The organism is Pseudoduganella aquatica (genome assembly GCF_020865585.1).
Taxonomy (GTDB): Bacteria; Pseudomonadota; Gammaproteobacteria; order Burkholderiales; family Burkholderiaceae_D; genus Rugamonas; species Rugamonas aquatica_A.
In genome coordinates, this window is sequence record NZ_CP086370.1 from 6,686,614 (window position 1) to 6,712,054 (window position 25,441).

Consider the following 25,441-nt stretch of genomic DNA (forward strand, 5'->3'; position numbering starts at 1 on the left):
TAAATGATTATTGTTCGCACTTCCAACAGCGTTTTCACCACCACTATTATCTGATCGTTTTTTCATGTTTTACTTACAGATATGGGGGCGTTCGTGGCAGAATGGCGGCATTTCCCGCACCAACAACCAGATAAGAAGAGGCTTCCCATGAAGGGTGATACCGAAGTAATCCGTCTGCTGAACGCACAGCTGACCAACGAACTGACCGCCATCAACCAGTACTTCCTGCATGCGCGCATGTACCGCCACTGGGGCTTCGAGAAGATCGCGAAGAAAGAGTACGAAGAATCGATCGGCGAGATGAAGCACGCCGACAAACTGATCGACCGCATCCTGATGCTGGAAGGCCTGCCCAACCTGCAAGCCCTGCACAAGGTGATGATAGGCGAGAACACCGAGGAAATGCTGGCGCTGGACCTGAAGCTGGAAGTGGGCGCGCACAAGACCGTGAAGGAAGGCATCGCCCACAGCGAGAAGGTGGGCGACTATGTTTCGCGCGACCTGCTGCTGATGATTTTGGACGACACCGAAGAACATATCGAGTGGCTGGAAACCCAGATCGACCTGATCGCCAAGATCGGCATCCAGAACTATCTGCAGAGCCAGATGGCTGAGTAAGCTCTCAGCTCCGGCTGAACACGCCGCCGTTCATGTGGACGGCGGCAAACGCTTCCTGGTCGGAGGCGTCCACGCCAGGCGCCGCCTGCCGCGCGCCGTCCGCGCCGATATGCAGCGCGCCGCGCGCGCCCAGCGCGACGATCATTCCGCGCAAAGAAAAATTCCCTATCAGCTCGGCGCAAGCCTGCGCCGTTTCCAGTTCCAAGTCCGGCCCCAGCTCCGGCACGGCCTCCGGCGCCACGTGCGCGTACCACGCGAACAGCTGCAGCAATTCCTGCTCGTCCACCAGCACCGTATCGGCCTGCCGCAGCGCGTTGAACACGGCGGGCTCGTCTTCGTCTCCGCGCCAGTTCAGGACCTGGTAGTGCTGCGCCGGGCCGCTGAAGACGATGGCCATTACTGCGGCACGGTGTCGCGGAAGGAAGGCCGCTCGGACAGCTTGTCGTACAGGCGCGCCAGGTTGGGATGGGCGCCGCGCCAGTCGATCTCGGGGAAGCGGAAGGCCAGCCAGCCCAGGCAGCAGCCCACGGCCACGTCCGCCAGCGAGTAGTGGATGCCGGCGCAATAGGGCGACTCGTCCAGCTTGCGCGCCATCTCGGCCAGGCCCAGCTCCACTTTTTTCCTCTGGCGCGCGATCCATTCCTCGCTCTGCTGCTCGGGCGGGCGCTGGGCGCGCTCCAGGCGCATCAGCACGCCGGCGTCGGTCACGCCGTCGGCCAGGGCTTCCCAGCATTTGATGTCGGCGCGGTCGCGGCCGTTGGGCGGCAGCAGCTTGCACACCGGCGTCAGCGTGTCGAGGTATTCCACCATCACGCGCGAGTCGATCATGGCCTGGCCGTCTTCCATGATCAGGCAAGGCACTTTGCCCAGCGGATTCACCTCATTGATGCGGGTTTCGGCCACCCACACGTTTTCCAGCTCGAATTGGTAATCCAGCTTTTTTTCTGCAAACACAACGCGCACTTTGCGCACATACGGACTGGCAAGGGAACCAATAAGTTTCATAGGGGCCAACAAGGAAGAAGGTGGGGCCAGTATAACATTGCCGCCTGCGGGCGGGCGCCGGCGGCGTGGCAGCGCGCGCCGGTGGTAAAATGGCAGACTGCACCGTCTTCCTTAACCTTGCTTCCCGCCTCCATGACTACTACGCCTTATTCCACTTTGTCGGCCCTGTCCCCGCTCGATGGCCGCTACGCCTCCAAGACCGACAAGCTGCGCCCCATCCTGTCCGAGTCCGGCTTCATGCACAACCGCGTGAAGGTCGAGATCAACTGGCTGCAAGCGCTGTCGCAAGCCGGTTTTGCCGAGATCAAGCCCTTCTCCGCCGCCGCCACCGCGCTGCTGGACAAGCTGGTGTCGGACTTCACGGAAGCCGACGCCGCCCGCATCAAGGAAATCGAAGCGGTCACCAACCACGACGTGAAAGCCGTCGAGTACTGGCTCAAGGAGCAAGTGAAGGACGTGCCGGAACTGGTGGCCGCCTCCGAGTTCATCCACTTCGCCTGCACCTCCGAAGACATCAACAACACCTCGCACGGCATGATGCTGAAGGACGCCCGCGACAGCGTGATGCTGCCGTCGCTGAAGGCCGTGATCGCCAAGCTGACCGAGATCGCCCACGTCAACGCCGAGCTGCCCATGCTGTCGCGCACCCACGGCCAGACCGCGTCGCCGACCACGCTGGGCAAGGAGTTCGCCAACGTGGTGGCCCGCCTGCAGCGCGCCGTGAAGCGCATCGAGCAGGTTGAAATGCTGGGCAAGATGAACGGCGCCGTGGGCAACTACAACGCCCACCTGTCGGCCTACCCGTCGTTCGACTGGGCGGCGTTCTCGCAGAACGTGATCGAGCAGCGCCTGGGCCTGGTGTTCAATCCCTACACCATCCAGATCGAGCCGCACGACTACATGGCCGAGCTGTTCGACGCCTTCGCGCGCGTGAACACCATCCTGCTGGACCTGAACCGCGACATCTGGACCTACGTCTCGCTGGGCTACTTCAAGCAGAAGCTGAAGGCCGGCGAAATCGGTTCCTCGACCATGCCGCACAAGGTCAACCCGATCGACTTCGAGAACTCGGAAGGCAACCTGGGCCTGGCCAACGCCGTGCTCAAGCACCTGTCCGAGAAGCTGCCGGTGTCGCGCATGCAGCGCGACCTGACCGACTCGACCGTGCTGCGCAACATCGGCGTGGGCTTCGGCTACACCCTGCTGGCCTACGACAGCTGCCTGCGCGGCCTGAACAAGCTGGAAGTCAATCCAGCCCGCCTGGCGGCCGACCTGGACGCGAGCTGGGAAGTGCTGGCCGAGCCGGTGCAGACCGTGATGCGCCGCTACGCCATCGAGAACCCGTACGAGCAGCTGAAAGAGCTGACCCGCGGCAAAGGCATCTCGAAAGAAGCGCTGCGCGACTTCATCACCGGCCTGGCGATCCCGCAGGACGCCAAGGACCTGCTGCTGGCCATGACGCCGTCCAACTACATCGGCATCGCGGACAAGCTGGCCAAAGCCATCTAAACGCCGGCAGTGGCGGGTTACGGCGCTGCGCGCCTAACCCGCCCTACGGACCTCGACGCCTCATGAATGGAATTCCGTCAACGCGGTGCCACCGCGCACCGGCCGGTTCATCGGGCCTCGGCGCCACCGGAATGAATTCCTCAATGAGGCGTAGGGCGGGTTAGCGGCAACGCCGCGTAACCCGCCGCTTCCGCAACATCCCCCAATCTAAGGTAGTCTTAAGCGCGATTCAGTTTTCTTTGGTATATTAGTCCTAACACGTACTAATTTCTGAAAGACACCGATGGAACGCTACTCAAAAACCGCAATGCTGTTGCACTGGCTGGTTGCCATCCTGATCATCGCCGCCTTCTTCCTGGGGCTGACGATGGTGGATATCAAAGGCTTCTCGCCGACCAAACTCAAGTACTACTCCTGGCACAAGTGGATGGGCGTGACCGTCCTGCTGCTCGCTGCCGTGCGCATCCTGTGGCGCAAAGCCAATGTGCCGCCGCCGCACCCGGCCGGCATGCCGCAATGGCAGGTCATGGCGGCGGACACTATGCACTACGCGCTGTACTTCTTCATGTTCGCCGTGCCCGTCTCCGGCTACCTGTACACCACGGCCGCCAACGTGCCGGTGGTCTACCTCGGCCTGTGGCAGATCCCCGCCCTGTTCGAAGGCACGCCCGAGCTGAAGGAACTGTTCAAGCCCATCCACTACTGGCTGAACATGGCCATGGCCGCCGCCGTGCTGGCCCACGCCGGCGCCGCCCTCAAGCACCATTTCATCGACCGCGACGACGTGCTCAAGCGCATGCTGCCGGCCCTGCGCAAATAAGCACCTTAACCTTCCACCTACCCAGGAGTCACCATGAACACCACGCAACGCGCCGTACTCGTTTCCCTGCTGGGCCTGTCGCTGGCCGCCAGCGCCGCCGTCCTCAAGACCGACGCCGCCAAGTCCACCGTGTCGGCCACCTTCAAGCAGATGAACGTGCCGATCGAGTCCAAATTCAAGAAGCACAACATCGTCATCGACTACAGCGCGGCCACGCCGGAAGCCTCCAAGGCTACGGTGGAAATCGACACCGCCAGCATGGACCTGGGCGACGCCGACATGAACAAGGAAGTGGCGAAGAAGGAATGGTTCAACTCGGCCCAGTTCCCGAAAGCCACCTTCACCTCCACCGCCATCAAGAGCGCCGGCGCCGGCAAGCTGACCGTCAGCGGCAAGCTGACCATCAAGGGCAAGTCGGCCGACGTGAGCTTCCCGCTGACCGTGAAGGCCGACGGCAAGAACCAGGTCTTCGACGGCTCCCTGCCGATCAAGCGCCTGGCCTTCAATATCGGCGAAGGCGAGTGGAAGGACACCGGCATGGTGGCCGATGATGTTACGATCAAGTTCCATGTAGTGGCAGCACCGTAATTCGCACTAGCAGCCCCCCCATCCATCCAGACGGAGACACAATGAAATTCAAGTTCCTGATTGCCGCCCTGATTGCCGCCAGCGCCACCTCGGCCATGGCCGACACCTTCAACATCGACCCGAACCACACCTACCCAAGCTTCGAGGCTGACCACATGGGCCTGTCCGTCTGGCGCGGCAAGTTCGGCAAGACCACCGGCACGGTGCAGCTGGACCGCGCCGCCAAGAAGGGCAGCCTGGACATCGTGATCGACGCCAAGTCCATCGACTTCGGCCTGGAAGCCATGAACACGCACGCGCGCAAGCCGGAAATGTTCAACGTCGAGCAGTTCCCGCAGGTGACCTACAAGAGCAGCTCGCTCAAGTTCGACGGCGACAAGCTGGTGGCGGTGGAAGGCAATCTGACGCTGCTGGGCGTGACCAAGCCGGTCACCCTGAACGTGAGCAAATTCAAGTGCATCATGCACCCGCGCCTGAAGCGTGAAGTGTGCGGCGCCGACGCCACCGCCGAATTCAAGCGCAGCGATTTCGGCCTGAACTACGGCCTGCCCAACTTCTCGCCGGAAGTGAAGCTGGCCATCCAGGTGGAAGCGATCAAGGCCGAATAAGCCGCGCTGCCGCTGTTGTGCCCGCCCCCGCCGCCGCAAGGCCGCGGGGGCTAGTCGTTTTTGGACGGCCGGTAATGGCTGGGCGGCGCGCCAGCCCAGGAAACAAATGCGCGCCGGAAATTGGTGGCGTCGCTATAACCCAGCCGCGCCGCGATCTCATTATTACTCAGGCCGCTGGTCTTTAAATAACTGAGCGCCAGCTGCATGCGGTGGCGCGACAGGATTTCACTGTAAGTGGTGCCCTCCGCCTCCAGCCGCCGGCGCAGCGTGCGCGCGTTGACGGCCAGTTCCTGCGCAATCTCGTCTATATTCGGAAACGCCCCCGCGCAGCCCAGCAATATCGTCTGCACCGCCCCGGCGGCGGTGGCGTTGCGCGTCATCTTCTGCAAGGACTGCTCGCACAATTCCAGCAGCATGGCGTGGGTAATGGCGTCCGCTTCGGGACGCTGTTTTACCGTCTGTATTTCGTTGAAAACGATTTCATTTCTTTCCTGCTCAAAGAATATATCGCAGTTAAATAACTCCATATAATCACAGGCATGCGGCGGCGCGGAAAAGCGCAAGCGGATACTATTAAATTCAAACCCCTCGCCATATAAATCCCGCGTCATGGATTTAAAACACGACATCTTCAATTCAATAATAAACTGGTATAAGGGATCGGTCGGCGCGCAAGCCAGGTTGGGCTCGAATTCCCATTTGGCCCAGCCGCCGCTGCCGGCATAGCGCATGGTGGTCAGCGGATCAATCAGGCGGTTGTATTTGAGGACGGTCTGCAGCAGCGCGATGCGGCTGGGGCTGCTCAGCAGGGCGAAGCCGAAAATGCCGCAGGCGGAGGCGTTGAAGCAAGTGCCCACTTGCAGCGAAATGCTCGGCGCGTAAGCGATGGCGTTGCGCAGCACGGCCTGCATCTGGAGCACGGAAAAGCGGGTGGACGCCACCCGGATCTCCTCTGTGCCTATGCCGCTGCCGGCCAGCGCCAGCCTTGCCGGCACGCCGCGCCGCTCCAGCTCGCCGAGCAGGAATACCACCAGGTGGGCGGGGTAGCAGCGCACGCCGTGGCTGTAGGGCGCGGGCGGCGGGGGAGGCGTGGATGGGCTGGGTACTGACTGATTCATCTCTCTGTTGACCTGTCCTGAATTGACCTGAAGAATGTCCGGCATAGACCTATGAGTATTTCCAAAAAGGAAGTATATTGGTCTTTCGTACAATTCAGCGCCAACTGAACCAGCTAAAAATTATAGCATTGCATATCAAAAGACTTAACAATTTGTATCCTGTATTTTACAAATATCATTAAATAACCCGGCCGGCATTGCCGGCCGGTTTCGCAATTGATCAATTCGATGATTGTTATCCGAGCCTGCCTTTGGGGCTTGCTCGTGATCGCCTTGATACTGATCTGACGCGATTGAAAGATGCCGGACATGCTCAAGAAAATCACGCGCGAACAAGCCCGCATCGGCATGTACGTCCATCAGCTGTGCGGCAGCTGGTACGCCCATCCGTTCTGGCAGCGCGCCTTCCTGATACGCGACGCGGCCATGCTGGCCCGGATCCACGGCGGCGAAGTGAAGGAAATGTGGATAGACACCAGCAAGGGCATCGGCATCGGCGACGGCCACGCGGAAGCCGTCGAGCTGGTGGCGCGTTCGCGCGCAGCGGTCAGCCGCTTGTTCGAAGCGGCCAGCCAGGCCGCCGCCCAGCTGCCGGACTCGCTCCCCTCGGCATTGCCCGATGCGGTATCTTCCGCGCTGCCCGTGGTGGAGGACATCATCGGTTCCATCACCCACCACCCCGGCGCCATGCTGAGCCTGGTGCGCCTGCGCAGCAGCGACGATTACACCTATATGCACTCGGTGGCAGTGTGCGCCCTGATGGTAGCGCTAGCGAAGCATATGGGCATGGAGGCCGGCGCGGTGCGCGAATGCGGCCTGGGCGGCCTGCTGCACGACATCGGCAAGGCGGTGGTGCCGTCCGAAATCCTGAACAAGCCGGACCGGCTGAGCAAGGCAGAGTTTGAAGCGGTGAAGCTGCACCCGGTGGCGGGCCATGCGTTGCTGTGCGCGGCGGGCGGCCTGCCGGCCGTGGTCAACGATATCTGCCTGCACCACCACGAGCGCTACGACGGCCAGGGCTACCCGTCCGGCCAGGCCGGCGCCGCCATCAGCCTGGAGGCGCGCATGGGCGCCGTGTGCGACGTGTACGACGCCATCACCTCGCACCGGCCCTACAAGGCGCCGTGGAGTCCGCCGGACGCGCTGCGCCGCATGGCGGACTGGACCCGCGACGGCCATTTCGATCCGGCCGTGTTCGCCGCCTTCGTGCGCTGCCTCGGCATCACGCCGGCCGCGCACTTCACCTGCGCCAGCGAACCGCAGGGAGCTTGAACGGTTTCAGGGCAGCAGCAGCGAGTGCTGGCTGGCGGTGTGGAAGTCGCGCCAGACGCGGTTGATTTCGCTGCCCTCATGGGCCGCGTACAGGCCGCAGTAGGGATAGAGTTCATCCACCGCCTGGCGCGACACGGCCACCAGCGCCAGCGACGCCGCCTGCAGCGAGCCGGCGCCTTCAGCATCCAGCTGCGCGCCCGCCGCCACCTGCGCCCATGCATCGTCCAGCAGTTGATAGAAATGAGCGCGCGCCGCGCCGTAGGCCTGCTCCTTGCTGCTCAGCAGTTCCGCCACGCCGGGCGCCTCCAGCAGCGGCAGGCCGGACATGGAATGCTTGCGGCGGCTCATGGCGGGCCGGGCCAGCTGCATGAAGTGCGCGGCCATGCCCGCCACGTTGGCCGCCAAGGTGACAAAAGCCAGCGAATAGAAGGGAAAACGGTACAGCGGCCCGGGCGACGTGGCCGCTTCCGGGCGGATGGCGAAGCCGTGGTCGCGGTGCAGCCACTGGCCGTCGACGCGGTAGCTGTGCGAGGCGCTGGCGCGCATGCCTATGCTGCCCCACGACGGCTCCATCCGCACCAGCGCCGCCGGGATGATGAAGGCGCGGATGCGCGGCGCGCCGTGCTCGTCGAGCAGGGGCCGGCCGTGTTCGCGCAGCACCGCGTTCAGGGTGAAATGGGTGGCCATGGGCGCGCCGCTAGCGTAGTCCCAGCGGCCGGTGATGCGGTAGCCCTCGCCTTCCAGCTCGGCATGCCCGGTGGGCGCGCCGCTGCCGCCCACGCACACGCGCCGCGTGCCGATGATGGCGCGCGCCGTCTGCGGCGGCAGGAAGCCGGCGAACCAGCCGGCGCCGGCGCATAGCGTGAGCACCCAGCCCATGCTGCCGTCGACGGCGGCCACCGCTTCTTCCAGCCGCACGGCGTCCGGCAGGGCCAGCTCGGCGCCGCCGCAGCTGCGCGGCGCCAGCATCTTCAGCCAGCCGCGCCGGTGCAGCAAGGCTTGCTGGACGGGGTGCAGGAAGCGCGCCGCGTCGGCGGCGGCGGCATGGCGCAGGATGCGCTGCGCGTCGCGCCCGGCCAGCGGCGCAGCAAAGGGATGGCGGGAAGGTGCGGCGGTATCGGTCATGCTGGGCTAGGCGCAGTGGCTAAGCCCAGCATTCTCGCATTATTTCTGCTCAGGCGGCGTGCCGGCCTGATTGCGCTTGGCCACTTCGTTGCCGATGTAGCCGCCGCCGATGGCGCCCGCCACCGTGGCCAGCGTGCGGCCTTTGCCGCCGCCCACCTGGTTGCCCACCAGGCCGCCCACCACCGCGCCGATGCCGATGCCGAGCGCGCTGTTCTGCGGCGCCGGAGCAGGGGCCGGGGCCGGCGCAGGCTGCTGGGCTACCTGCTGGCTTGCCTGTTCCTGCGGCGCAGGCTTGGCGTATTCATGATGCACCACGGTCTTGTGATGCACCACTTCCTTGACCGCCGGTGCGGGGACTGCTGCTGGTGCCGGTGCAGCAGCCGGCTGCGCAGCCAGCGCGCCCGGCGCAGCCGTGCTCAGCTCGGCCGGCGAACCTGCTTGCACCGCCGCCGTGACGGGCGCGGTCTCCACACTGTGTTTTGTGCCGGGCAGCAAGCCGGCGAAGGCGGCGGCGCCGACCAGGCTGGCGATGGTGACCGAGGCGGCGGCAACAGCCATCAGCGGGTGGATGCGGGTGGTGGTCGAGGTGTTTTCCATTTTTATTCTCCGTAGGACAGGCGCACAATCGCGCCGATACGGTGATAACGCGCCAGAAACGAAGCCGGCTGTTGGAAAAATGTTTCCCAAGTAATCAAATGTAAGCGCCAAACCAACGCGGCCTGTGTACGTTGGCGCACGGACCAACGGCCCCTTCCCACCGAGAATAGCCCCAAGGGCCAGACCCGGCCGGGCTGGCCCGTCAGTCAACCGTGAAGGGGATCAACATGAACTTTATAATCTGGATCGTAATCGGCGGCATTATCGGCTGGCTTGCCAGCATGGTCATGAAGACCGACGCGCAGCAGGGCATCTTCCTCAATATGGTGGTGGGGATAGTCGGCGCGCTGCTGGGCGGCTGGCTGCTGGCGCCGATGTTCGGCAGCGGCACCATCAACGCCGACGACTTCAGCGCCTTGTCGCTGCTGGTTTCCTTCCTGGGCGCGGTCATCCTGCTCGGCATTGTCAACCTGATATTCCGGGGCCGCCTGCGCTAGTCCCCCCCGCCGGCATGCACAAAAGCCAACACAACCGTTGGCTTTTTGTGCACAGCAACCAAGAATGTCGTTGACGGAATAGCACTCCATAAGGATACTCGGCATTTTTCCGCCCCTTGAGTGTCCTATTCAATGAATAAAACCCTGATCGCGCTCGCCATCCTGAGCACCGCAGCCCACGCCGACGAAGGCATGTGGATGCCGCAACAGCTGCCACAAGTAGCCAAGCAACTGAAAGCCGCCGGCCTGAAGCTGGACCCGTCCAAACTGACCCAGCTGACCGAGTTCCCTATGGGCGCCATCGTCAGCCTGGGCGGCTGCTCGGCCTCCTTCGTGTCGCCGCAAGGCCTGGTTGCCACCAACCACCACTGCGTCTACAACAGCGTGGCGCACAACTCCACTCCGCAGAACGACCTGCTGGCCAACGGTTTCCTGGCCAAGTCCTTCGCCGATGAAGTGCCGGCCGTGCCGGGCACCCGCATCTTCGTGACCAAGGAAGTGGTGGACGTGACCTCCAAGATCATCACGCCTGAAGTGGCCAAGCTGAGCGGCAAGAAGCGCAGCGACGCGATCGAGAAGAACCAGAAGGCCATGGTGGCCGAGTGCGAAAAAGACGAGGGCCACCGCTGCACCGTCGCCGCCTACTACGGCAGCCTGGAATACTACAAGATCAAGCAACTGGAAATCCGCGACGTGCGCCTGGTGCACGCGCCGCCGGCCGGCGTGGGCAAGTTCGGCGGCGACACCGACAACTGGATGTGGCCGCGCCACACCGGCGACTACGGCTTCTACCGCGCCTACGTGAGCAAGGACGGCAAGGCCGCCGACTTCAGCAAGGACAACGTGCCTTACGTGCCCAAGCACGTGCTGAAGCTGGCCAAGGAAGGCGTGAAAGAAGGCGACTTCATCATGGTGGCCGGCTACCCAGGCCGCACCAACCGCCACCGCCTGCCGTCGGAAGTGGACTTCACCTTCGGCTGGAACTATCCGCAGTTCGTGAAAGCGTCGGGCGACAACCTGGCCATCATCGCCGCTGAAACCAAGGACAACAAGGACAGCGCGCTGAAATACGCAGGCCAGGTGGCCGGCATCAACAACTACTACAAGAACCGCCAGGGCATGCTGGACTCCTACGCCGGTAGCGACTTCCTGGCCCGCAAGACCAAGGAGCACGAAGAGCTGAAAGCCTGGGTCAACAGCGACGCCAAGCGCAAGGCTGAATACGCGGCCGGCATCGCCCAGGTGGAAGAGCTGATCACCAAGCGCGACGCCAACGTGAAGCGCGAATTCGAACTGAGCTACTCGCAGCCTCGCCTGCTGAGCACGGCCCGTTCGCTGTACCGCCTGGCGCAGGAATCGCAAAAGCCGAACGCCGACCGCAAGGCCGGCTTCCAGGAACGCGACCTGAAGCGCTTCGAAGCATCGGTCTCGGCACTGGTGCGCAGCTACGACGAGAAAGTGGACAAGGCGCTGGTGCTGCACCACCTGGCCAAGTACGCCGCCATGCCGAAAGCCGAGCGCAACGCCAACTGGGACGCCGCCATCGGCATCGTGGACGGCATGGACGCCGCCGCGCTGAAAGCCGCCATCGACAAGCTGTACGCCGGCAGCAAGCTGGGCGACGCCGCCGAGCGCAAAGCATGGCTGGGCAAGAAGCCGGCCGACTTCCAGGCATCGAACGACAGCTTCATCAAAGCCGCCGTCGCCATGTACGACGTGGCGATGAAGGAAGAAGCCGAAGAAGAAGAGCTGGCAGGCAGCCTGCAGCAAGCCTACTCGAGCTACATGAAGGCCAAGATCGCCTACATGAAGACCAAGGGCCAGGCCGTCTACCCTGACGCCAACAGCACCCTGCGCGTGACCTTCGGCAAGATCGCCGGCCGCCCATGGGGCACGGCCGACGGCACCGCCTGGACCGCGTTCACCACCGTCAAAGGCGTGGCCGCCAAAGCCACCGGCGAAGGCGAGTTCAACGCGCCGAAAGCCCAGCTGGACGCGATCAAGAACAAGGACTTCGGCAAGTTTGTCGATCCTGCGCTGAAATCGGTGCCGGTCAACTACCTGGCCACGCTGGACATCACCGGCGGCAACTCCGGTTCGGCCGCGCTGAATGCCAAGGGCGAGTTCATCGGCCTGGCCTTCGACGGCACGCTGGACTCCATCATTTCGGACTGGGACTTCAACAACGCCAACACGCGCGACATCCAGGTCGACCTGCGCTACATGCTGTGGAACATGAAGCACGTGGACAAGGCCGACAACCTGCTGAAAGAAATGGGCGCCGAGTAAGCACAGGCGTCTGCCCCGGGGCGGCCACCCGCCCCTTGAAAGCCACGCGCGCCCGACTGCCCGCGTGGCTTTTTTTCGTCCGCACGGTTGATGCGGATCAGGCCGGGGCGAGTTTCAGGCCGGCGATGCAGGCGATGATGGCGGCGATCAACAACAGGCGCAGGGGGCTGGCGCTTTCGCCGAAGGCGGCGATGCCGATCAGCGCGGCGCCGGCCGCGCCCAGGCCGGTGAACACCGCGAAGGCCGTCCCCACCGGCAGCTGCCTGAGCGATATCGCCAGCAGCGCGATGGCGCCGTTGGCGAACACCAGGCCCGCCACGCTGGGCCAGAAACGGGTCCAGCCTTCGGCGTATTTCAGGGCCACCGCCATCGCGATATCGACCAGCGCGGCGGCCAGCAGGATGGTCCAGGCCATGTCACTCCCCTTTCGCCTGCGCCATGCCGCGCTGCGTGGCGGGACGCTGCGCAATGCGTTCCAGCCACGTCGACACCGCCGGATACCCGGCCATGTCCAGCCCCAGCTCGTGGTGCGACGCCAGCCACGGCCAGGTGGCGATGTCGGCGATACTATAGCTGGCGCCCGCCAGCCAGGCGCTGGAAGCCAGCCGCTGCTCGTACACGCCGTACAGGCGGTGCACCTCGCGCCCATAGCGCTCCAGCGCCTGCTCATTGCGCGGCCCGGCGACGGCGCCATGGCGGAACCACCACAGCTGTCCCAGCATCGGCCCCACGCTGGCCACTTGCAGGAACAGCCATTGCAGCACCGTGCTGCGCGCCGCGCCGTCCCTGGGCAGCAGGCGCCCTGCCTTGTCGGCAAGGTGGATCAGGATGGCGCCGGATTCGAAGATGGCCTCGCCCTCGTCCACCAGCAGGGGAATCTTGTGGTTGGGGCTCATGGCCGCGAACTCGGGCTGGTGCTGCTGGCCTGCGTTCAGGTGCGCGCTGTCCAGCGCCATCTACGCCTCGCACAGCTATCTGAAGGCCGCCGCAAAGCGCGGCATCGCCCCGGACGACTGGGCCGCGCACGACTGGATCGGCCTGGACGACACGCTGGCCCACCTGGAGCAGGCCCGCTGGCTGGCGCAGAACGTGCCGCCCGGGCGCGTGCGCATGCGCGTGGACAGCCTGCTGGCCATGGTGGACGCGGCGCGCGACGGCATGGGCATGGCGCCGCTACTGTGCCACCTGGCCGGCGCCGAGCGCCGCCTGCAGCGCCTTGCCGACCCGGACCCGTGCTTCGACACCGGCCTGTGGCTGCTGACCCACCGCGACCTGAAAGACACCGCGCGCATCAAGGCGCTGACCCGGTTCCTCTACGAAGACCTGGGCGCAGCGCTGGGCTAAATTAACTTACTTGAGGCGGGCCTTGAGTTCCTGCGACGCCTGGCTCATCGCTGCGCGCACCCCGTCCACGCCGCTCAGGGGATTGAGCAGGCCGAAGTCGTGGATCATGCCGTTGTAGCGCACCGCGGTCACGGTGACGCCGGCGGCGTCCAGCTTGCGGCCGTAGGCCTCGCCTTCGTCGCGCAGCACGTCGAATTCAGCGGTCTGGATCAGCGCAGGCGGCAGGCCTTGCAGCTGCGGCAGCGTGGCTTGCAGCGGCGACGCGTAGATCTCTTTGCGCTTGGCGGCGTCCTTGGTGTAGCTGTCCCAGAACCAGACCATCATATTCCTGGTCAGGAAGTGGTTGTCGGCGAACTGCTGGTAGGACGGGGTATCGAAATTGGCGTCCGTTACGGGCCACAGCAGCAATTGCGAGCGCAGCTTGGGTTCGCCCTTGTCCTTGGACATCAGGGCCACCACGGCGGCCATATTGCCGCCCACGCTGTTGCCCGCCACCGCCAGGCGGCTGCCGTCCACCTGGATTTCCTTGCCGTGCGCTGCCACCCACTTGGTGGCGGCGTAAGCCTGCTTGATGGCGACGCCGTAGCCGGCCTCCGGCGAGCGGGTGTAGTCCACGTAGACCGCCACCGCGCCGGAACCGGACACCAGGTCGCGGATCAGGCGTTCATGGGTGGGGAAGTCGCCCAGCACCCAGCCGCCGCCGTGGAAGAACATGAACGCGGGCAGCGTGCCTTTGCTGCCGGCTGGGCGCACAATCACCAGCTTGATCTCTTCGCCGTCCACCGTGATGGTCTTGCGCGACACGTCGGCCGCGGGCAGGGCGGCCCCCTTCTGCGCTCCTTCCAGCACGGCGCGGGCGGCGGCCGGCGTCATGGTTTCCAGCGGCTGGCCGCCTTCCAGCGCGGTCAGGAACTTGGCGGTCTTGGACTCCACGCCCGGCAGGCCGCCGGCGAAGGCGCTGGTAGCGATCAGGGTGGCCAGGGATGCTGCGATCAGGGTTTTGATGGTGCGCATGATTTATCCTATCGTTGGTTATTTAATAGTGCACTACTTATTTGAGAGAGACCGGCAACGTTGTTGCCGCTGCATGGGACGAATAATACATAGTGCGCTATTTAATTGCAAGCTATTTTTATCGTTCGCCGGGCGAGCGGCACTTGCGCTACAGTCAGGCTTGCCCATACACCAACACAGGAGAACCACATGTCCGCCAAAAAAATCGCCGTGCTGATCGGCAGCCTGCGCAAGGATTCCATCAACCGCAAATTCGCCCACGAGCTGATCGCCCTGGCGCCCGCCTCGCTGGCATTCGAGTTCGTCGACATCGGCGGCCTGGCGCTCTACAACCAGGACCTGGACGACGAAGGCCAGCCCCCAGCCGCCTGGACCGCCTTCCGCGACACGCTGGCCAAGGTGGACGGCGTGCTGATCGTCTCGCCCGAATACAACCGCTCCATGCCGGCCGCCGTCAAGAACGCGCTCGACGTGGGCTCGCGCCCGGCGGGCAAGAGCATCTGGGGCGGCAAGGCCGGCGGCGTGGTGACGGTGTCGCCGGGCGGCGTGGGCGGCTTCGGCGCCAACCACGCCATCCGCCAGTCGCTGGTGGCGCTCAACGTGGCCACCATGCCCGCGCCGGAAGCCTATATCGGCGGCGCCACCAAGATGCTGGGCGAGGACGGCAAGGTGAATAACGACCAGACCCGCGAAGTGCTGCGCAAATTCATCACCGCCTACGCCGCCTGGGTGGACAAGAACGGCCCGCAGTAAGCGGCCCGGCACGGGGGAGGCGGCTCCCCCAATGCTACAATTCGGCTCTGATTCAGCGCCTACCCGGTGCGCTTTCACCACCATACCTCTGAGATCCAGACGCCATGCACCCAGAAATGCTCACGCCCTACGAAAAGGGCAACCGTAACCAGACCACCCTTTGGACCGACTGCATCGCCTTCTACGAGGAGCTGGCGCGCCGCTTCCCGCAGGTGCTGCGCTTTGAACAGATAGGCGTGTCGGACGGCGGCATTCCGGTGCATCGCGGCGTGGTGAGCGCCGACGGCGTGTTCGGCCGCGACGAGATCAAGGCCGCCGGCCGCACCGTCTTCTTCAACAACAACGGCATCCACCCCGGCGAGCCGGAAGGCGTGGACGGCTGCATGGCCCTGGTGCGCGACTTCTGCTACGACCCGGCCAGGCTGGCCGCGCTGGGCGAAACCGTGTTCCTGTTCATCCCCGTGTACAACGTGGACGGCTGCCTGAACCGCGCCAACACCTCGCGCGTGAACCAGGACGGCCCCGAGCAATTCGGCTTCCGAGGCAACAGCCGCCACCTGGACCTGAACCGCGACTTCGTCAAGTGCGACACCCTGAACGCCAGGCTGTTCAACCAGCTGATCGCATCGTGGCAGCCGGACGTGATGGTGGACACCCACACCTCCAACGGCGCCGACTACAGCTACACCATGACGCTGATCCACACCCAGGCCGACAAGCTGGGTTACGGCCTCGGCCCCTTCCTGCGCAACACCATGCTGCCCGCGATCTACGCGGAGATGGAGCAGCGCGGCTGGCCCACCTGCCCCTATGTAAACCCGGTGCAGGACACGCCGGACGACGGCATCGCCGAATTCCTGGAAGTGCCGCGCTTCTCCACCGGCTTCGCGGCGATGCACCACGTGATCGGCTTCATGCCCGAAACGCATATGCTCAAGCCCTTCGCGGACCGCTACGAATCCATGCGCGCACTGGTGGAAACCACGCTGGCCTTCACCGTGCGGCACGGCGCCGAGATCAAGCGCCTGCGCGCCGAAGCCAAGGCCGCAGGCCGCAAGCAGACTGCCTGGCCGGTGATGTGGCAGATGGACGAGAACAATCCATCCACCTTCCGCTTCAAGGGCTACGCCGCCAAGCGCCACCCCAGCGTGATCGGCAACTACACCCGTTTGTCCTACGACCGCAGCCAGCCGTGGGAAAAGGACATCGCCTACTACAACAGCTTCCCCGCCAGCGTGACCGTGCGCGCACCGAAAGCCTATGTGGTGCCGCAGCAGTGGCGCGAAGCCATCGAGCGCCTGCAATGGAACGGCGTGCGGATGACGCGCGTTGAGCAAGCGGAAACGGTGGACGCGCAGTACTACCACATCGCCTCCGTGCAATCGCGCCCCACCGCCTACGAGGGCCATATGTTCCACGACGGCGTAGAAGTGGAAGCGCGCACCGGCAGCTTCCAGCTCAATGTGGGCGACTACATCGTCTCCCTGGACCAGGACAACGCCCGCTACGCGGTCGAGACGCTGGAGCCGCAAGGCCACGACAGCTTCTTCCGCTGGGGCTTCTTCAACAGCGTGCTGGAAAAGAAGGAAGCCTTCTCGGACTACGTCTTCGAAGACCTGGCGCTGGAGATGCTGGAGACCGAGCCTGAGCTGAAAGCCAAGTTCGAAGCGTGGAAGCTGGCCAATCCGGCGCTGCTGTCCGACCAGGACGCGGTGCTGCACTTCATCTTCCATCACGGTAAACGGCACGCCGAGCCGGAATGGCGCCGCTACCCTGTGCTGTCGATCCTGTAAGAGATCGATGCACTACGCACTCAACCTGCGGACCTTCTTCTACAGCCACTACTTCCACCTGGGCCTGCGCTTCGCGGCAGGCCTGGTCGGCGTCACCATCATCGCGCAGCAGTTCGCCGGCATGGCCGTCGCCATGACGGTGTGCATAGGCGCGCTGTGCACGGCGCTGATGGACATGCCCAGTCCGTTGAAGCACAAGTTCAACGAGATGCTGGCGTCGGTGCTGCTGTGTACCGCCGTGACCCTGCTCATCAGCCTGTGCGGCCCCGTGCCGTGGCTGCTGATGACCATGCTGGTGCTGGTGAGCTTCTTCGCCAGCATGATGGTGGTGTACGGGAAGAAGTCCATGCCCCTGCAGCTCGCCACGCTGTTCATCATGACCATGTCCATGGAACATCAGATGACGGCGCGCGAGTCCTTCCGCCACGCCGGCCTGTTCCTGCTGGGCAGCGTGGCCTATCTCGGCTATGCCATGGCGCTGGCCTGGCTGCTGCGCCACCGCATCAAGCAGCAGGTGCTGGCCGAGGCGCTGTTCGAGCTGGCGGCCTATATCGACATCAAGGCCGACTTCTACGACACGCGCTACAACCTCACCGAGCAGTTCAACAAGCTGGTGCGGCACCAGGCCCTGTTGGCGGACCGCCAGCAGGCCTCGCGCGACCTGATACTGCGCAGCCACCAGAACCGCAAGGACGCCATCGTGGTGCAGATCCACGTCTGCATGCTGGACCTGTACGAGCAGATCCTGTCCACCCACACCGACTACGCGCTGCTGCGCACCCACCTGGCCGACGCGCCGGTGCTGGCAACGCTGCACGACCTGGCCTACAAGGCCGCGCGCGATATTGAGTCGGTGGGCTATGCGGTCACGCGCAAGCTGCCGTCGCACGCCGTCATCAGCTACGCGCCGGAGATGGAGGCGCTGGAAGCGGCCATCGCGCAGCTGCAGGCGGACGCCAATGCAGGCAAGCCCGCAGGCGAAGCGCTGGCCGTGCTGCGCGCTCAGCGCAACAAGATCCGCGCCATCATCCGCATGATAGGCGAGCTGCATGTGGCCAGCCAGAAGGAGTACGAAGGCACGCCGTTCTGGGTGGACGCGGACATGCAGCCCTTCCTGTCGCAGCAGAAGTACGAGCTGCAGCTGATGCTGTCGCACTTCCGCATGGACTCGCCCATCTTCCGCTTCTCGCTGCGGGTGGCGATGGCGATTGCCGCCGGGCTGGCGGTGGGCCATGTGCTGCCGTACGCGGCGCACAGCTACTGGATCGTGCTCACCATCGTCATCATCCTCAAGCCCAGCTTCAGCATGACCAAGCAGCGGCGCAGCGACCGCATCGTCGGCACCATTATCGGCTGCGTCATCACGGCGCTGATACTGAAGTTTGTGGAGGCGCAGGCCGTCATCATCGGCATCCTGATTTTGGCGACAGTGGCCACGCCCACCTTCATCTACGTGCGCTACCGCTACGCGGCGATTGCGGTGTCCATCATGATACTGCTGCAGATGCACCTGATCGCGCCGGGCAACACGAGCCTGATCACCGAGCGCCTGGTGGACACCTTCATCGGCGCGGCGGTGGCCACCGTGTTCAGCTTCGTGCTGGCGAACTGGGAGTACCAGACCTTGCCGCGCCTGATACGGCAGGTGCTGGACGTGAACCTGCGCTACATGCAGGCCTCGTTCGATCTGCTGCAAGGGAAAAGCCGCAACGACTTCCCCTACCGCATCGAGCGCAAGCGGCTGATGGACAGTCTGGCGGGCCTGAGCGCGGCGCTGGTGCGCATGATGGACGAACCGGCCAGCAAGCAGCGCGCGGCCGAGGACATCAACCTGTTCATCGTGCAGAACTACCTGCTGGTGGCGCACGTGGCGGCGCTGCGCGCCATCCTGCGGCGGCATGTGAAGGACATCCCGGCGGACGCGGTGAACGCCATGCTGGCGCAGAGCCACGCGCAGGTGTTCCAGACCCTGTCGCGCGCGCTGGCGCAGCACGGCCAGCCGATGCCGCCGCAGCCCGCGCCTACGTCAGCTATGGCCGCCGCGCCGGAGCCGGCAACGGAGCCCGGCGCGCATGCCGACGTCGCCTGGTCCGGCTGGCCGGTGGTGCAGCGGCGCATCCGGCTGCTGCAGGCGGATGCGGACAAAATCATCGTTCACAGCGAGGCGATCGTCCGCAACGTCTCCATCAGCGCCATGTGATGTGTAGCGCACATAGCGCGCGGAAAGACGGGCCTACAATCAGGTAATCCCAACCTGAACGGAAGCCACCCCATGAAACAGCTGATGCTAGTTTGCAGCGGCCTGCACGCCATGATCGCGCTGCTGTTCGGGGCTGGGGCGCTGTTCCTGGTCGCCATTGCCGCCCGCATGGGCTGGCACGCGGCGGGCGGCGACTTCGGGCTCTCGGCGGCGCAGGAAGTGATCGAAGCGATCGGCATCCTGGCCGCCGCCGTGGTGGCGCTGCAGATCGCCGAAACCATCATCGAAGAAGAAGTGGTGCGCGACGCAGACATCAGCGCCCCCACCCGCGTGCGGCGCTTCCTGTCGCGCTTCTTCGTGGTGGTGGTGGTCGCGCTGGCCATCGAAGGCCTGGTCGCCACCTTCCGCGCCGTCCATGATGACGCTGGCGACCTGCTCTACGTCGCCGCCCTGATCGCCAGCGTAGGCGTGCTGCTGGCCTCCTGGGGCATCTTCATCCACCTGAACCGCTCAGCCGAAGAACTCGAACCCGCCGCCATGGAAGAAGCCCAGGCCGAAGACCACAAGGTCCAGCCCTGATTTGGTTTATCGCCTAGTCCCGGCCGTGCCTAGCGCTACGCGGGCGGCGGCGAGGTCCCAGGCGGCGCAGCCGACGGTTTTGAAGAGCACCGCTTCCGTGTCGGCCATCGGGGCCGCGCCGAGCGCCTGGGCGATGCCTTGCACCTGGGACCAGTCGGCGCCGGCTTGCAGCAGGTCGCCGGCTTCGTGGCGGGCGCCTTCGGGGTCGTCGACGTAGATGCGGCTGCCCAGCACGGTGGCGCGGGCGATTTCGGCGGCGTCGGGCTTGAAGGCGCCGACGGCGATGATCAGCCGCCCGGCGCGCGCGGGGTGCAGGTAGACCGGCTGCTTGCTGGTGGTGCCGGTGATGACCACATCGATGTCGTCCGCCAACTCGGCGACATCGGCCGCTGCGGGCCGGTGCGCGGCGTGCAGGTGCTCGGCGATGAAGCGCTCGGCGGAGGCGCCACTGCGGCCGCCTATGCTGATGGCCGCGTGCGGGTAGATGACGGACAGCGCCTGCGCATGCTTCAGCGCCTGCGTGCCGGTGCCGACCAGCAGCACATGGCGCGGCGCGCGGCCCAGCAACGTGGCGATGCCCAGCATGGACAGCGCGGCCGTGCGGCGGCCCGTGACGGTGGCGCCGTCCAGCGTGAGGACGATGGCGCCGGTGGCGGCGTCCAGCACGCTGACCTGGCCTGCAATGGTGGGCAGGCCGCGCACGCCGTTGCCCGGCACGACGGTGATCAGCTTGTGCACGGCGATGTCGGGCGCGGTGGCGACCATGGACAAGATCACGCCGCCGTCGGCCAGCGGCACCACCTGCCGCGCCGGACAGGCTATGATGCCTTGCGCGGCTTGCGCCACGGCGATGCGCAGCGCGTCCACCAGCACGGGGAACGGGATCAGCGCGGCGGTGTCTGCGGCGCCGAGCGCGGACTGCGGAGGGAGGGGTTGCGGCATGGCGTCTCCAGGTGCGGCGCACGCTTGATCGCGTGCGGCGTCCTGATTATCATAACAGCCAGTATTGTTACCTTGCTATGGAAGATGTCGTCATTCTGTCAGAGCTGTGGCGCATGCTGCGCCAAATTCCGCGTGTCGTTCTATTGGGGTGAAACGGATGCGCATCCAGGCGGCACCGTGCCGCAGCGCATGGTGATTCCGATCTCGCCGCACCTGGTGGCGATGCGCGGCACCGAGCACCGGCCTTCGCGCTGTTCGGCGCTGGAAGGCGAAGTCGGCCAGCAGGTCGGCTGTTCCATTTATCCCCTGCGTTCCAGCACCTGCCGCGAGTTCGAGGCGGGCACGCCGGCCTGCAACGCGGCGCGCGCCCACTACGGCCTGGCCGAGATCGAGCCCGAACCTGCTTAAGCGTGGCAGACGCGGTTGCGGCCCGTCTCCTTGGCCTGGTACAGCAGCGCGTCGGCCTTTTGCAGCATGGCTTCGGCGGTGCCCACCGCGTAGTCGGCGAACACGCCCATGCTCATGGTGACTTTCAGGCCGGGCTCCACTTCGTGCCACGGGTGCTGTTCGATGATCTGGCGCAGCTTGTCGCACAGCGCGGCGGCTTGCGGCAGGTCGGTTTCGGGCAGCGCCAGCACAAACTCCTCGCCGCCGTAGCGCGCCACCAGATCGCTCAGCCGCACGTGCTGGCGCAGGATGGCGCCCACCTGGCGCAGCACCGCGTCGCCGGTGGCGTGCGAGTAGTTGTCGTTGATCTTCTTGAAGAAGTCGATATCGCCGATCACCAGGCTCAGTGGCCGCTTGTGGCGCACGGCCTGGTTGTACAGGCTGTTGGCCTGCTCGTCGAAGTGGCGGCGGTTGTACAGGTTGGTGAGCGCGTCGCGGATGCTCAGTTCACGCAGCTGGCCGGCTTGCTCCAGGATGGTCTGGTGCGACGCTTGCAGTTCTTCGTGGCTGCGCGCCAGCTGTTCGCTCATTTCATTGAAGGCGCTGGCCAGCGTGGCCACTTCGTCCTTGCCCTGCACCGGCACTTGCTGGCGCAGCGAGCCGCCGTGCATGGCGCGCACCGCGCTGGTGAGGCGGCTCAGGCGGCTGCTCAAACCACGGCCGAGCGCCAAGCCGAGGCCCAGCGCCAGCACTGCTGCGCCAGCCGCGCCGGCGGCCAGCGAGGAACGCATGGCGCCCAGGAATTCCAGCTCTTGCCGGCTGGGCGTGACCACGCCTTCGGTGGAAACATAGGCCGCGACCTTGCCGTTCACTTCGATAGGCCGGGCTTTGGCGCGGGCGTCCGTGGGCAGAATGGAGTCGCGGCCGTATTGGCCGGCGCCCAGCAGGACTTTGTAATCCGGGTCGGTCAGGACGAAGCGGAATGGCGGCTGACGCTGGCGGTCAGGGCCACCAGCGTCGCGCTCGCGGTCCCCGTCGCCTTCGGGGCCGCGCGGGCGATCGTCGGGGCCGGGGCTGGTTTGCCGGGCATTGTCCGCTGACGGTGCAGCCTGGCGTGAGACGGTGCGCCAGATGCGCGGCGCGGCCTGCCCGCCGTCCGCCTGTGTGGAGCGCTCGGCCGGTGGCGGCTGGCGGCCATCCGGCGGGCCACGGCGGTCATCAAATTCCGGGCGGCGGCCATCGGGCGGACCACGGCGGTCGTCGAACTCGGGGCGGGCGCCATCCGGCGGACCACGGCGGTCATCAGGGTCGGGGCGGCGGCCGTCAGGAGGACCACGACGATCGTCGAACTCGGGGCGGGCGCCGTCCGGCGGGCCTCGGCGGTCATCAAATTCGGGGCGGCGGCCGTCGGGCGGGCCACGGCGGCCGGCGGGTTCCTGGCGGCGGCCATTCTGCTCATCACGCGGCTCGCCGGGGCGGGCGCCGTCTTCGGCCGGGGGGCCGTCTGCGCGCGGGGCGCGCGACTGCTGGTCGATATTCGGCGGCATGCGCTCCAGCAGCTCGCTCGGGCGCTCGCCGTCCGGCGGCCCCTGGCGGCGCTCGGTGCGCTGCACAAAGTGGTCGAACGATTCGGTGGAGATGGCGGTCTTCCAGTCGCCATACTCGGTCAGGTAGGCCGTCATGAACGTATGGAAGTGTTCGGCGGCCTGCTTGCTCCGGATCGTGTCGAACTTCCTGTCGACGCTGGCATAAGTCAGCCCGCCCACCACCGCCACGGACGCAAGTCCGGTCAGCAGCAGCGCAAGCATCATTTTGATACGCAAAGACATTCCCTATCCCCTGTTTTTAATTGCTTTTAAGCCATTAATGATACAGCAGAGCCACACCCCTGCGTCTCCCTCTTGTGGAGAGTTATATGGATTTTTTATAGGCCACATCACAAATGAAAAGTTTATTTATGGGCGTGCGGCATTTATACTGCACTGCAACATCGCAAACATTGGAGCACATTATGAGCACCGCTAGCAATCTGACTTTCGACAGCTTCCCGCAAAATAGCTATTTCACCAACGTTGGCCGCGCAGCACGCGGTCTGGTCGCCGCCCTGCTGGCGCAAAAGCCAGCCGCCGCTCCAGCGCAGCGCAGCATGCCGCAGCCGACCCTGTTCGAGCTGGCCAGTCGTCCGCAAGCGAACATGCCCAACCTGATGAACGAGCTGCACTTCATGGCTTCGCGGGGTTAAGAATGGAACTGATCGCACTGTTCACCACCGTCGTTGGCGCCGCCGTTGTGGCCGCCCGTATCTGCCTGCAGCCTGCGCTGGACCGCTCGCTGGAAGAGCTGGAAACGCTGGCCAAGGCGCAATAAGCGCGCAAAGCCAAGCTGCCGCACCCCAAGAAAAAACCGGCCGAGGCCGGTTTTTGTCATTTCAGGTAGCGGTCGAACCAGCCTATGGTGCGACGGCGGATGTCGCGCTGGTTGTCCGGTTTGCGGATGGCGTGGCCCTCGCCTTCGTATATCGTCAGCGAGGTCGGCACGCCCATGGCGCGCAGGCCGTGCCAGAATTCCTGCGACTGCACGGCCGGCGTTTCCACGTCGCGCTCGCCCACATACATCATGGTCGGGGTCCTGGCCGCCTTGATCGATTCGATCGGCGAGGCGGCGCGGTAGATGGCCGGGTCGTCATAGGCGGTGGCGCCGAAGAACGGCACCATCCACTGGTCGATGCCGTTCTGGCCGTAGTAGCTGATCCAGTTGGCGATGCCGGCGCCGGCCACGGCCGCCTTGAAGCGCTGGCTGTGCGTGACGGTCCACATGGTCATGAAGCCGCCGTAGGAATGGCCCACCATGCCGAGGCGCTCGCCGTCCACCGGCGCAGCCTTGGTCACCGCGTCCACGCCGGACAGGATGTCGCGCAGGTCGCCGCCGCCGAAGTCGCGCCGGTTGGCGCGCGTGAATTCCTGGCCCTGGCCGTAGCTGCCGCGCGGATTCGGCAGGAAGACGTAGTAGCCTTTGGCGGTCAGTTCGCGTATCAGCGGATTGGCCTGCTCGCCGCCCGCCACGTAGCGCGGCGACGCGGCGGCGGAAGGGCCGCCGTGCACCTGCACCACCATGGGATACTTCTTGCCCGGCTCGGTCTTCTCCGGTCCCAGCAGCCAGCCCTGCACGCGGAAAGCGTCGCTGCTCCAGCTGATGCTCTGCACCGATACCTGCGGCGTGAAGGCCGCGTTGTCCTGCGTAACGGCTTTCAGCTGCGGCAGGCGGCCTGCAACAATGTGCGGCGCGGTGCGGAAGTCTTCCACCGCCGCCGCAGCCATCGTGCCGTCCGCGCTGAAGGACATGCGCCCGTCCGCGCCCGAGGTGCTGGCCGGGGCCGACCACAGCACCGCGTGCTTGCCGCCGCTGGTGCTCAGTTCCAGCGCCGCGTGGTCCGCGCCGATCAGCGCGGTGGCCAGCAGGCGCTTGCCGCGCCAGGCCAGGCCGTTGAAGCTGCCCGCGTAGCCGGGCGTGATGTTGACCGGCTCGCCGCCCGCCAGCGGCACGGTGTACACGTCGCCGCCGATGGAGCCGAAGTCGCTCATCAAGCCGCCGATGTAGGCCACGGTCTTGCCGTCTTCCGACACGTGCGGCAGGTTGAGCTGCGTGTTCGGCGCGGCGATCACGCGCTCCTTGCCGGCCGCGTCGATATGCAGCAGCTTGGCCACCCACCAGTTGTTGTCGCCGTTGCCCTTGGCGCCGGTGGCCACAAAGCCCTGCCCGTCCGGCGTCCAGTCGTATTCGTAGATGTAGCTGTCGGCGGGCGACAGCAGCTTCAATGCGCCGCCGGCGGCAGGCACGGTGGCGATGCGCTGCGCGTCTTCCACTTCGCCGATCTCGCCCACTTGCGGCGCACCCGCCTCCACCGCGCCCACCTGCTTGCGCGCGTTCAGCGTGGCCAGCAGCGCCAGGCGCTGGCCGTCCGGCGACCAGCGCGCGGTGTTGGCCACGCCCTTGATGGTCAGCAGCTGCCTGGCTTTGCCCTGCTGCGCCACGAACAGCATGGCGGTGCCGGCCTTGCTGTCGGATGCGATGAAGGCCAGACTGCGGCCATCCGGCGCCCAGCTTGGACGGTCGTAGGAGCAGGTGGCGCAAGGGTCGTACTCGTTCAGCACCTTGCCGCTGGCGGCGTCGCGCACCACCACCGTGGAATGCGGACGCCTGGGCAGGCCGCCCGGATCATTGGCTTCCAGCGCCACCACGCGGTCGCCCGCGCCGGACAAGGCCAGCGAGCGGTAGTCGCGCAGGGCCGGCCCCTCGGCGTGGGCCATGGCCCCGGACAGCGCGGCCGTGGCCAGAAAGACTGCCTGCGCAGCGACCTTTACCTTTGCTTTCACCTGCATGGGC

Annotated in this window: 27 protein-coding genes; 16 read left to right on the top strand and 11 right to left on the bottom strand. The window is 65.3% G+C overall.

The genetic code is table 11. The features are described 5' to 3' along the window. The first annotated feature begins 147 nt into the window (after positions 1-147). Complete coding sequence (gene bfr, locus KT882_RS29860) at positions 148-618, top strand: bacterioferritin (RefSeq protein WP_161071012.1); 471 nt, start codon at positions 148-150, stop codon at positions 616-618. A gap of 4 nt (positions 619-622) precedes the next feature. Here bfr and KT882_RS29865 read toward each other — a convergent pair whose 3' ends face one another. Further along, complete coding sequence (locus KT882_RS29865; RefSeq protein ID WP_161071013.1) at positions 623-1,015, bottom strand: hypothetical protein; 393 nt, start codon at positions 1,013-1,015, stop codon at positions 623-625. Beyond that, the gene (locus tag KT882_RS29870) at positions 1,015-1,623 is read right to left on the bottom strand and encodes a glutathione S-transferase family protein (protein WP_161071014.1); all 609 of its coding nucleotides are present in this window, start codon (positions 1,621-1,623) and stop codon (positions 1,015-1,017) included. The genes KT882_RS29865 and KT882_RS29870 overlap by 1 nt, the downstream gene beginning before the upstream one ends. 132 nt (positions 1,624-1,755) lie before the next feature. On the opposite strand from KT882_RS29870, the gene purB reads away from it, so the two are divergent. The 4 genes from purB (at position 1,756) to KT882_RS29890 (ending at position 5,148) form a co-directional block, all read left to right on the top strand. Continuing rightward, complete coding sequence (gene purB, locus KT882_RS29875; protein ID WP_161071015.1) at positions 1,756-3,132, top strand: adenylosuccinate lyase; 1,377 nt, start codon at positions 1,756-1,758, stop codon at positions 3,130-3,132. Between the two features lie 283 nt (positions 3,133-3,415). Beyond that, positions 3,416-3,952 (top strand): cytochrome b, encoded by a 537-nt coding sequence (locus tag KT882_RS29880; protein ID WP_161071016.1) that lies wholly within the window; start codon positions 3,416-3,418, stop codon positions 3,950-3,952. Between the two features lie 33 nt (positions 3,953-3,985). Beyond that, complete coding sequence (locus KT882_RS29885; protein WP_161071017.1) at positions 3,986-4,540, top strand: YceI family protein; 555 nt, start codon at positions 3,986-3,988, stop codon at positions 4,538-4,540. 41 nt (positions 4,541-4,581) lie between these two features. Beyond that, the gene (locus KT882_RS29890; protein WP_161071018.1) at positions 4,582-5,148 is read left to right on the top strand and encodes a YceI family protein; all 567 of its coding nucleotides are present in this window, start codon (positions 4,582-4,584) and stop codon (positions 5,146-5,148) included. 50 nt (positions 5,149-5,198) lie between these two features. Here KT882_RS29890 and KT882_RS29895 read toward each other — a convergent pair whose 3' ends face one another. Next, entirely contained in the window at positions 5,199-6,359 is a 1,161-nt protein-coding gene (locus KT882_RS29895; RefSeq protein ID WP_228894012.1) for an AraC family transcriptional regulator, read from the bottom strand. A gap of 216 nt (positions 6,360-6,575) precedes the next feature. Here KT882_RS29895 and KT882_RS29900 point away from each other — a divergent pair, with 216 nt between their 5' ends. Further along, on the top strand, positions 6,576-7,538 hold the full coding sequence (locus KT882_RS29900; protein ID WP_228894013.1) for an HD-GYP domain-containing protein: 963 nt from the start codon (positions 6,576-6,578) through the stop codon (positions 7,536-7,538). A gap of 6 nt (positions 7,539-7,544) precedes the next feature. Here KT882_RS29900 and KT882_RS29905 read toward each other — a convergent pair whose 3' ends face one another. Together KT882_RS29905 and KT882_RS30855 are read right to left on the bottom strand one after the other, a co-directional pair. After that, entirely contained in the window at positions 7,545-8,663 is a 1,119-nt protein-coding gene (locus tag KT882_RS29905; RefSeq protein ID WP_161071021.1) for an acyl-CoA dehydrogenase family protein, read from the bottom strand. A 39-nt stretch (positions 8,664-8,702) separates the two neighbouring features. After that, complete coding sequence (locus tag KT882_RS30855; RefSeq protein WP_161071022.1) at positions 8,703-9,260, bottom strand: glycine zipper 2TM domain-containing protein; 558 nt, start codon at positions 9,258-9,260, stop codon at positions 8,703-8,705. Positions 9,261-9,487: 227 nt separating this feature from the next. On the opposite strand from KT882_RS30855, the gene KT882_RS29915 reads away from it, so the two are divergent. Next, positions 9,488-9,757 carry a GlsB/YeaQ/YmgE family stress response membrane protein gene (locus KT882_RS29915; RefSeq protein WP_161071023.1) on the top strand — a complete coding sequence of 90 codons (270 nt, stop codon included), beginning with the start codon at positions 9,488-9,490 and terminating at the stop codon, positions 9,755-9,757. A 132-nt stretch (positions 9,758-9,889) separates the two neighbouring features. After that, on the top strand, positions 9,890-12,046 hold the full coding sequence (locus tag KT882_RS29920) for a S46 family peptidase (RefSeq protein WP_228894014.1): 2,157 nt from the start codon (positions 9,890-9,892) through the stop codon (positions 12,044-12,046). A 97-nt stretch (positions 12,047-12,143) separates the two neighbouring features. Here KT882_RS29920 and KT882_RS29925 read toward each other — a convergent pair whose 3' ends face one another. Then, entirely contained in the window at positions 12,144-12,461 is a 318-nt protein-coding gene (locus KT882_RS29925; RefSeq protein ID WP_161071025.1) for a DMT family transporter, read from the bottom strand. A 1-nt stretch (position 12,462) separates the two neighbouring features. Continuing rightward, on the bottom strand, positions 12,463-12,942 hold the full coding sequence (locus tag KT882_RS29930; RefSeq protein ID WP_228894015.1) for a glutathione S-transferase family protein: 480 nt from the start codon (positions 12,940-12,942) through the stop codon (positions 12,463-12,465). Here KT882_RS29930 and KT882_RS29935 point away from each other — a divergent pair. Beyond that, positions 12,941-13,390, top strand: coding sequence for a LysR substrate-binding domain-containing protein (locus KT882_RS29935; protein WP_161071027.1), 450 nt, complete (start codon positions 12,941-12,943; stop codon positions 13,388-13,390). The genes KT882_RS29930 and KT882_RS29935 overlap by 2 nt on opposite strands. A gap of 6 nt (positions 13,391-13,396) precedes the next feature. On the opposite strand, the gene KT882_RS29940 is transcribed toward KT882_RS29935, so the two are convergent. Then, the gene (locus tag KT882_RS29940) at positions 13,397-14,404 is read right to left on the bottom strand and encodes an alpha/beta hydrolase (RefSeq protein ID WP_161071028.1); all 1,008 of its coding nucleotides are present in this window, start codon (positions 14,402-14,404) and stop codon (positions 13,397-13,399) included. A gap of 189 nt (positions 14,405-14,593) precedes the next feature. Between KT882_RS29940 and KT882_RS29945 the strand changes: the two genes are divergently transcribed. The 4 genes from KT882_RS29945 (at position 14,594) to KT882_RS29960 (ending at position 19,729) form a co-directional block, all read left to right on the top strand. Continuing rightward, positions 14,594-15,157: an NADPH-dependent FMN reductase gene (locus tag KT882_RS29945; protein WP_228894016.1), complete on the top strand. Its 564-nt coding sequence runs from the start codon at positions 14,594-14,596 to the stop codon at positions 15,155-15,157. A gap of 104 nt (positions 15,158-15,261) precedes the next feature. After that, positions 15,262-16,950, top strand: a complete 1,689-nt coding sequence (locus tag KT882_RS29950) for a M14 family zinc carboxypeptidase (protein WP_228894017.1) — start codon at positions 15,262-15,264, stop codon at positions 16,948-16,950. Between the two features lie 7 nt (positions 16,951-16,957). Further along, positions 16,958-19,150, top strand: coding sequence for an FUSC family protein (locus KT882_RS29955; protein WP_228894018.1), 2,193 nt, complete (start codon positions 16,958-16,960; stop codon positions 19,148-19,150). A 72-nt stretch (positions 19,151-19,222) separates the two neighbouring features. Next, positions 19,223-19,729, top strand: a complete 507-nt coding sequence (locus KT882_RS29960; RefSeq protein WP_161071032.1) for a hypothetical protein — start codon at positions 19,223-19,225, stop codon at positions 19,727-19,729. Between the two features lie 6 nt (positions 19,730-19,735). On the opposite strand, the gene lhpI is transcribed toward KT882_RS29960, so the two are convergent. Continuing rightward, positions 19,736-20,671 carry a bifunctional Delta(1)-pyrroline-2-carboxylate/Delta(1)-piperideine-2-carboxylate reductase gene (lhpI, locus tag KT882_RS29965; protein WP_161071033.1) on the bottom strand — a complete coding sequence of 312 codons (936 nt, stop codon included), beginning with the start codon at positions 20,669-20,671 and terminating at the stop codon, positions 19,736-19,738. A gap of 84 nt (positions 20,672-20,755) precedes the next feature. Here lhpI and KT882_RS29970 point away from each other — a divergent pair, with 84 nt between their 5' ends. Beyond that, positions 20,756-21,079 carry a YkgJ family cysteine cluster protein gene (locus KT882_RS29970; RefSeq protein ID WP_161071034.1) on the top strand — a complete coding sequence of 108 codons (324 nt, stop codon included), beginning with the start codon at positions 20,756-20,758 and terminating at the stop codon, positions 21,077-21,079. Here KT882_RS29970 and KT882_RS29975 read toward each other — a convergent pair. Continuing rightward, positions 21,076-22,887 (bottom strand): diguanylate cyclase, encoded by a 1,812-nt coding sequence (locus KT882_RS29975; RefSeq protein ID WP_228894020.1) that lies wholly within the window; start codon positions 22,885-22,887, stop codon positions 21,076-21,078. The two genes, KT882_RS29970 and KT882_RS29975, sit on opposite strands and share 4 nt — an antisense overlap. Before the next feature lie 182 nt (positions 22,888-23,069). Between KT882_RS29975 and KT882_RS29980 the strand changes: the two genes are divergently transcribed. Both KT882_RS29980 and KT882_RS30725 read left to right on the top strand, forming a co-directional pair. Then, positions 23,070-23,300 carry a hypothetical protein gene (locus KT882_RS29980; protein ID WP_161071035.1) on the top strand — a complete coding sequence of 77 codons (231 nt, stop codon included), beginning with the start codon at positions 23,070-23,072 and terminating at the stop codon, positions 23,298-23,300. A 2-nt stretch (positions 23,301-23,302) separates the two neighbouring features. Continuing rightward, positions 23,303-23,425: a hypothetical protein gene (locus KT882_RS30725; RefSeq protein ID WP_260048463.1), complete on the top strand. Its 123-nt coding sequence runs from the start codon at positions 23,303-23,305 to the stop codon at positions 23,423-23,425. 56 nt (positions 23,426-23,481) lie between these two features. Here the strand turns inward: KT882_RS30725 and KT882_RS29985 are convergent, their stop codons facing one another. Further along, positions 23,482-25,437: a S9 family peptidase gene (locus KT882_RS29985; RefSeq protein ID WP_228894021.1), complete on the bottom strand. Its 1,956-nt coding sequence runs from the start codon at positions 25,435-25,437 to the stop codon at positions 23,482-23,484. Positions 25,438-25,441: the final 4 nt, after the last annotated feature.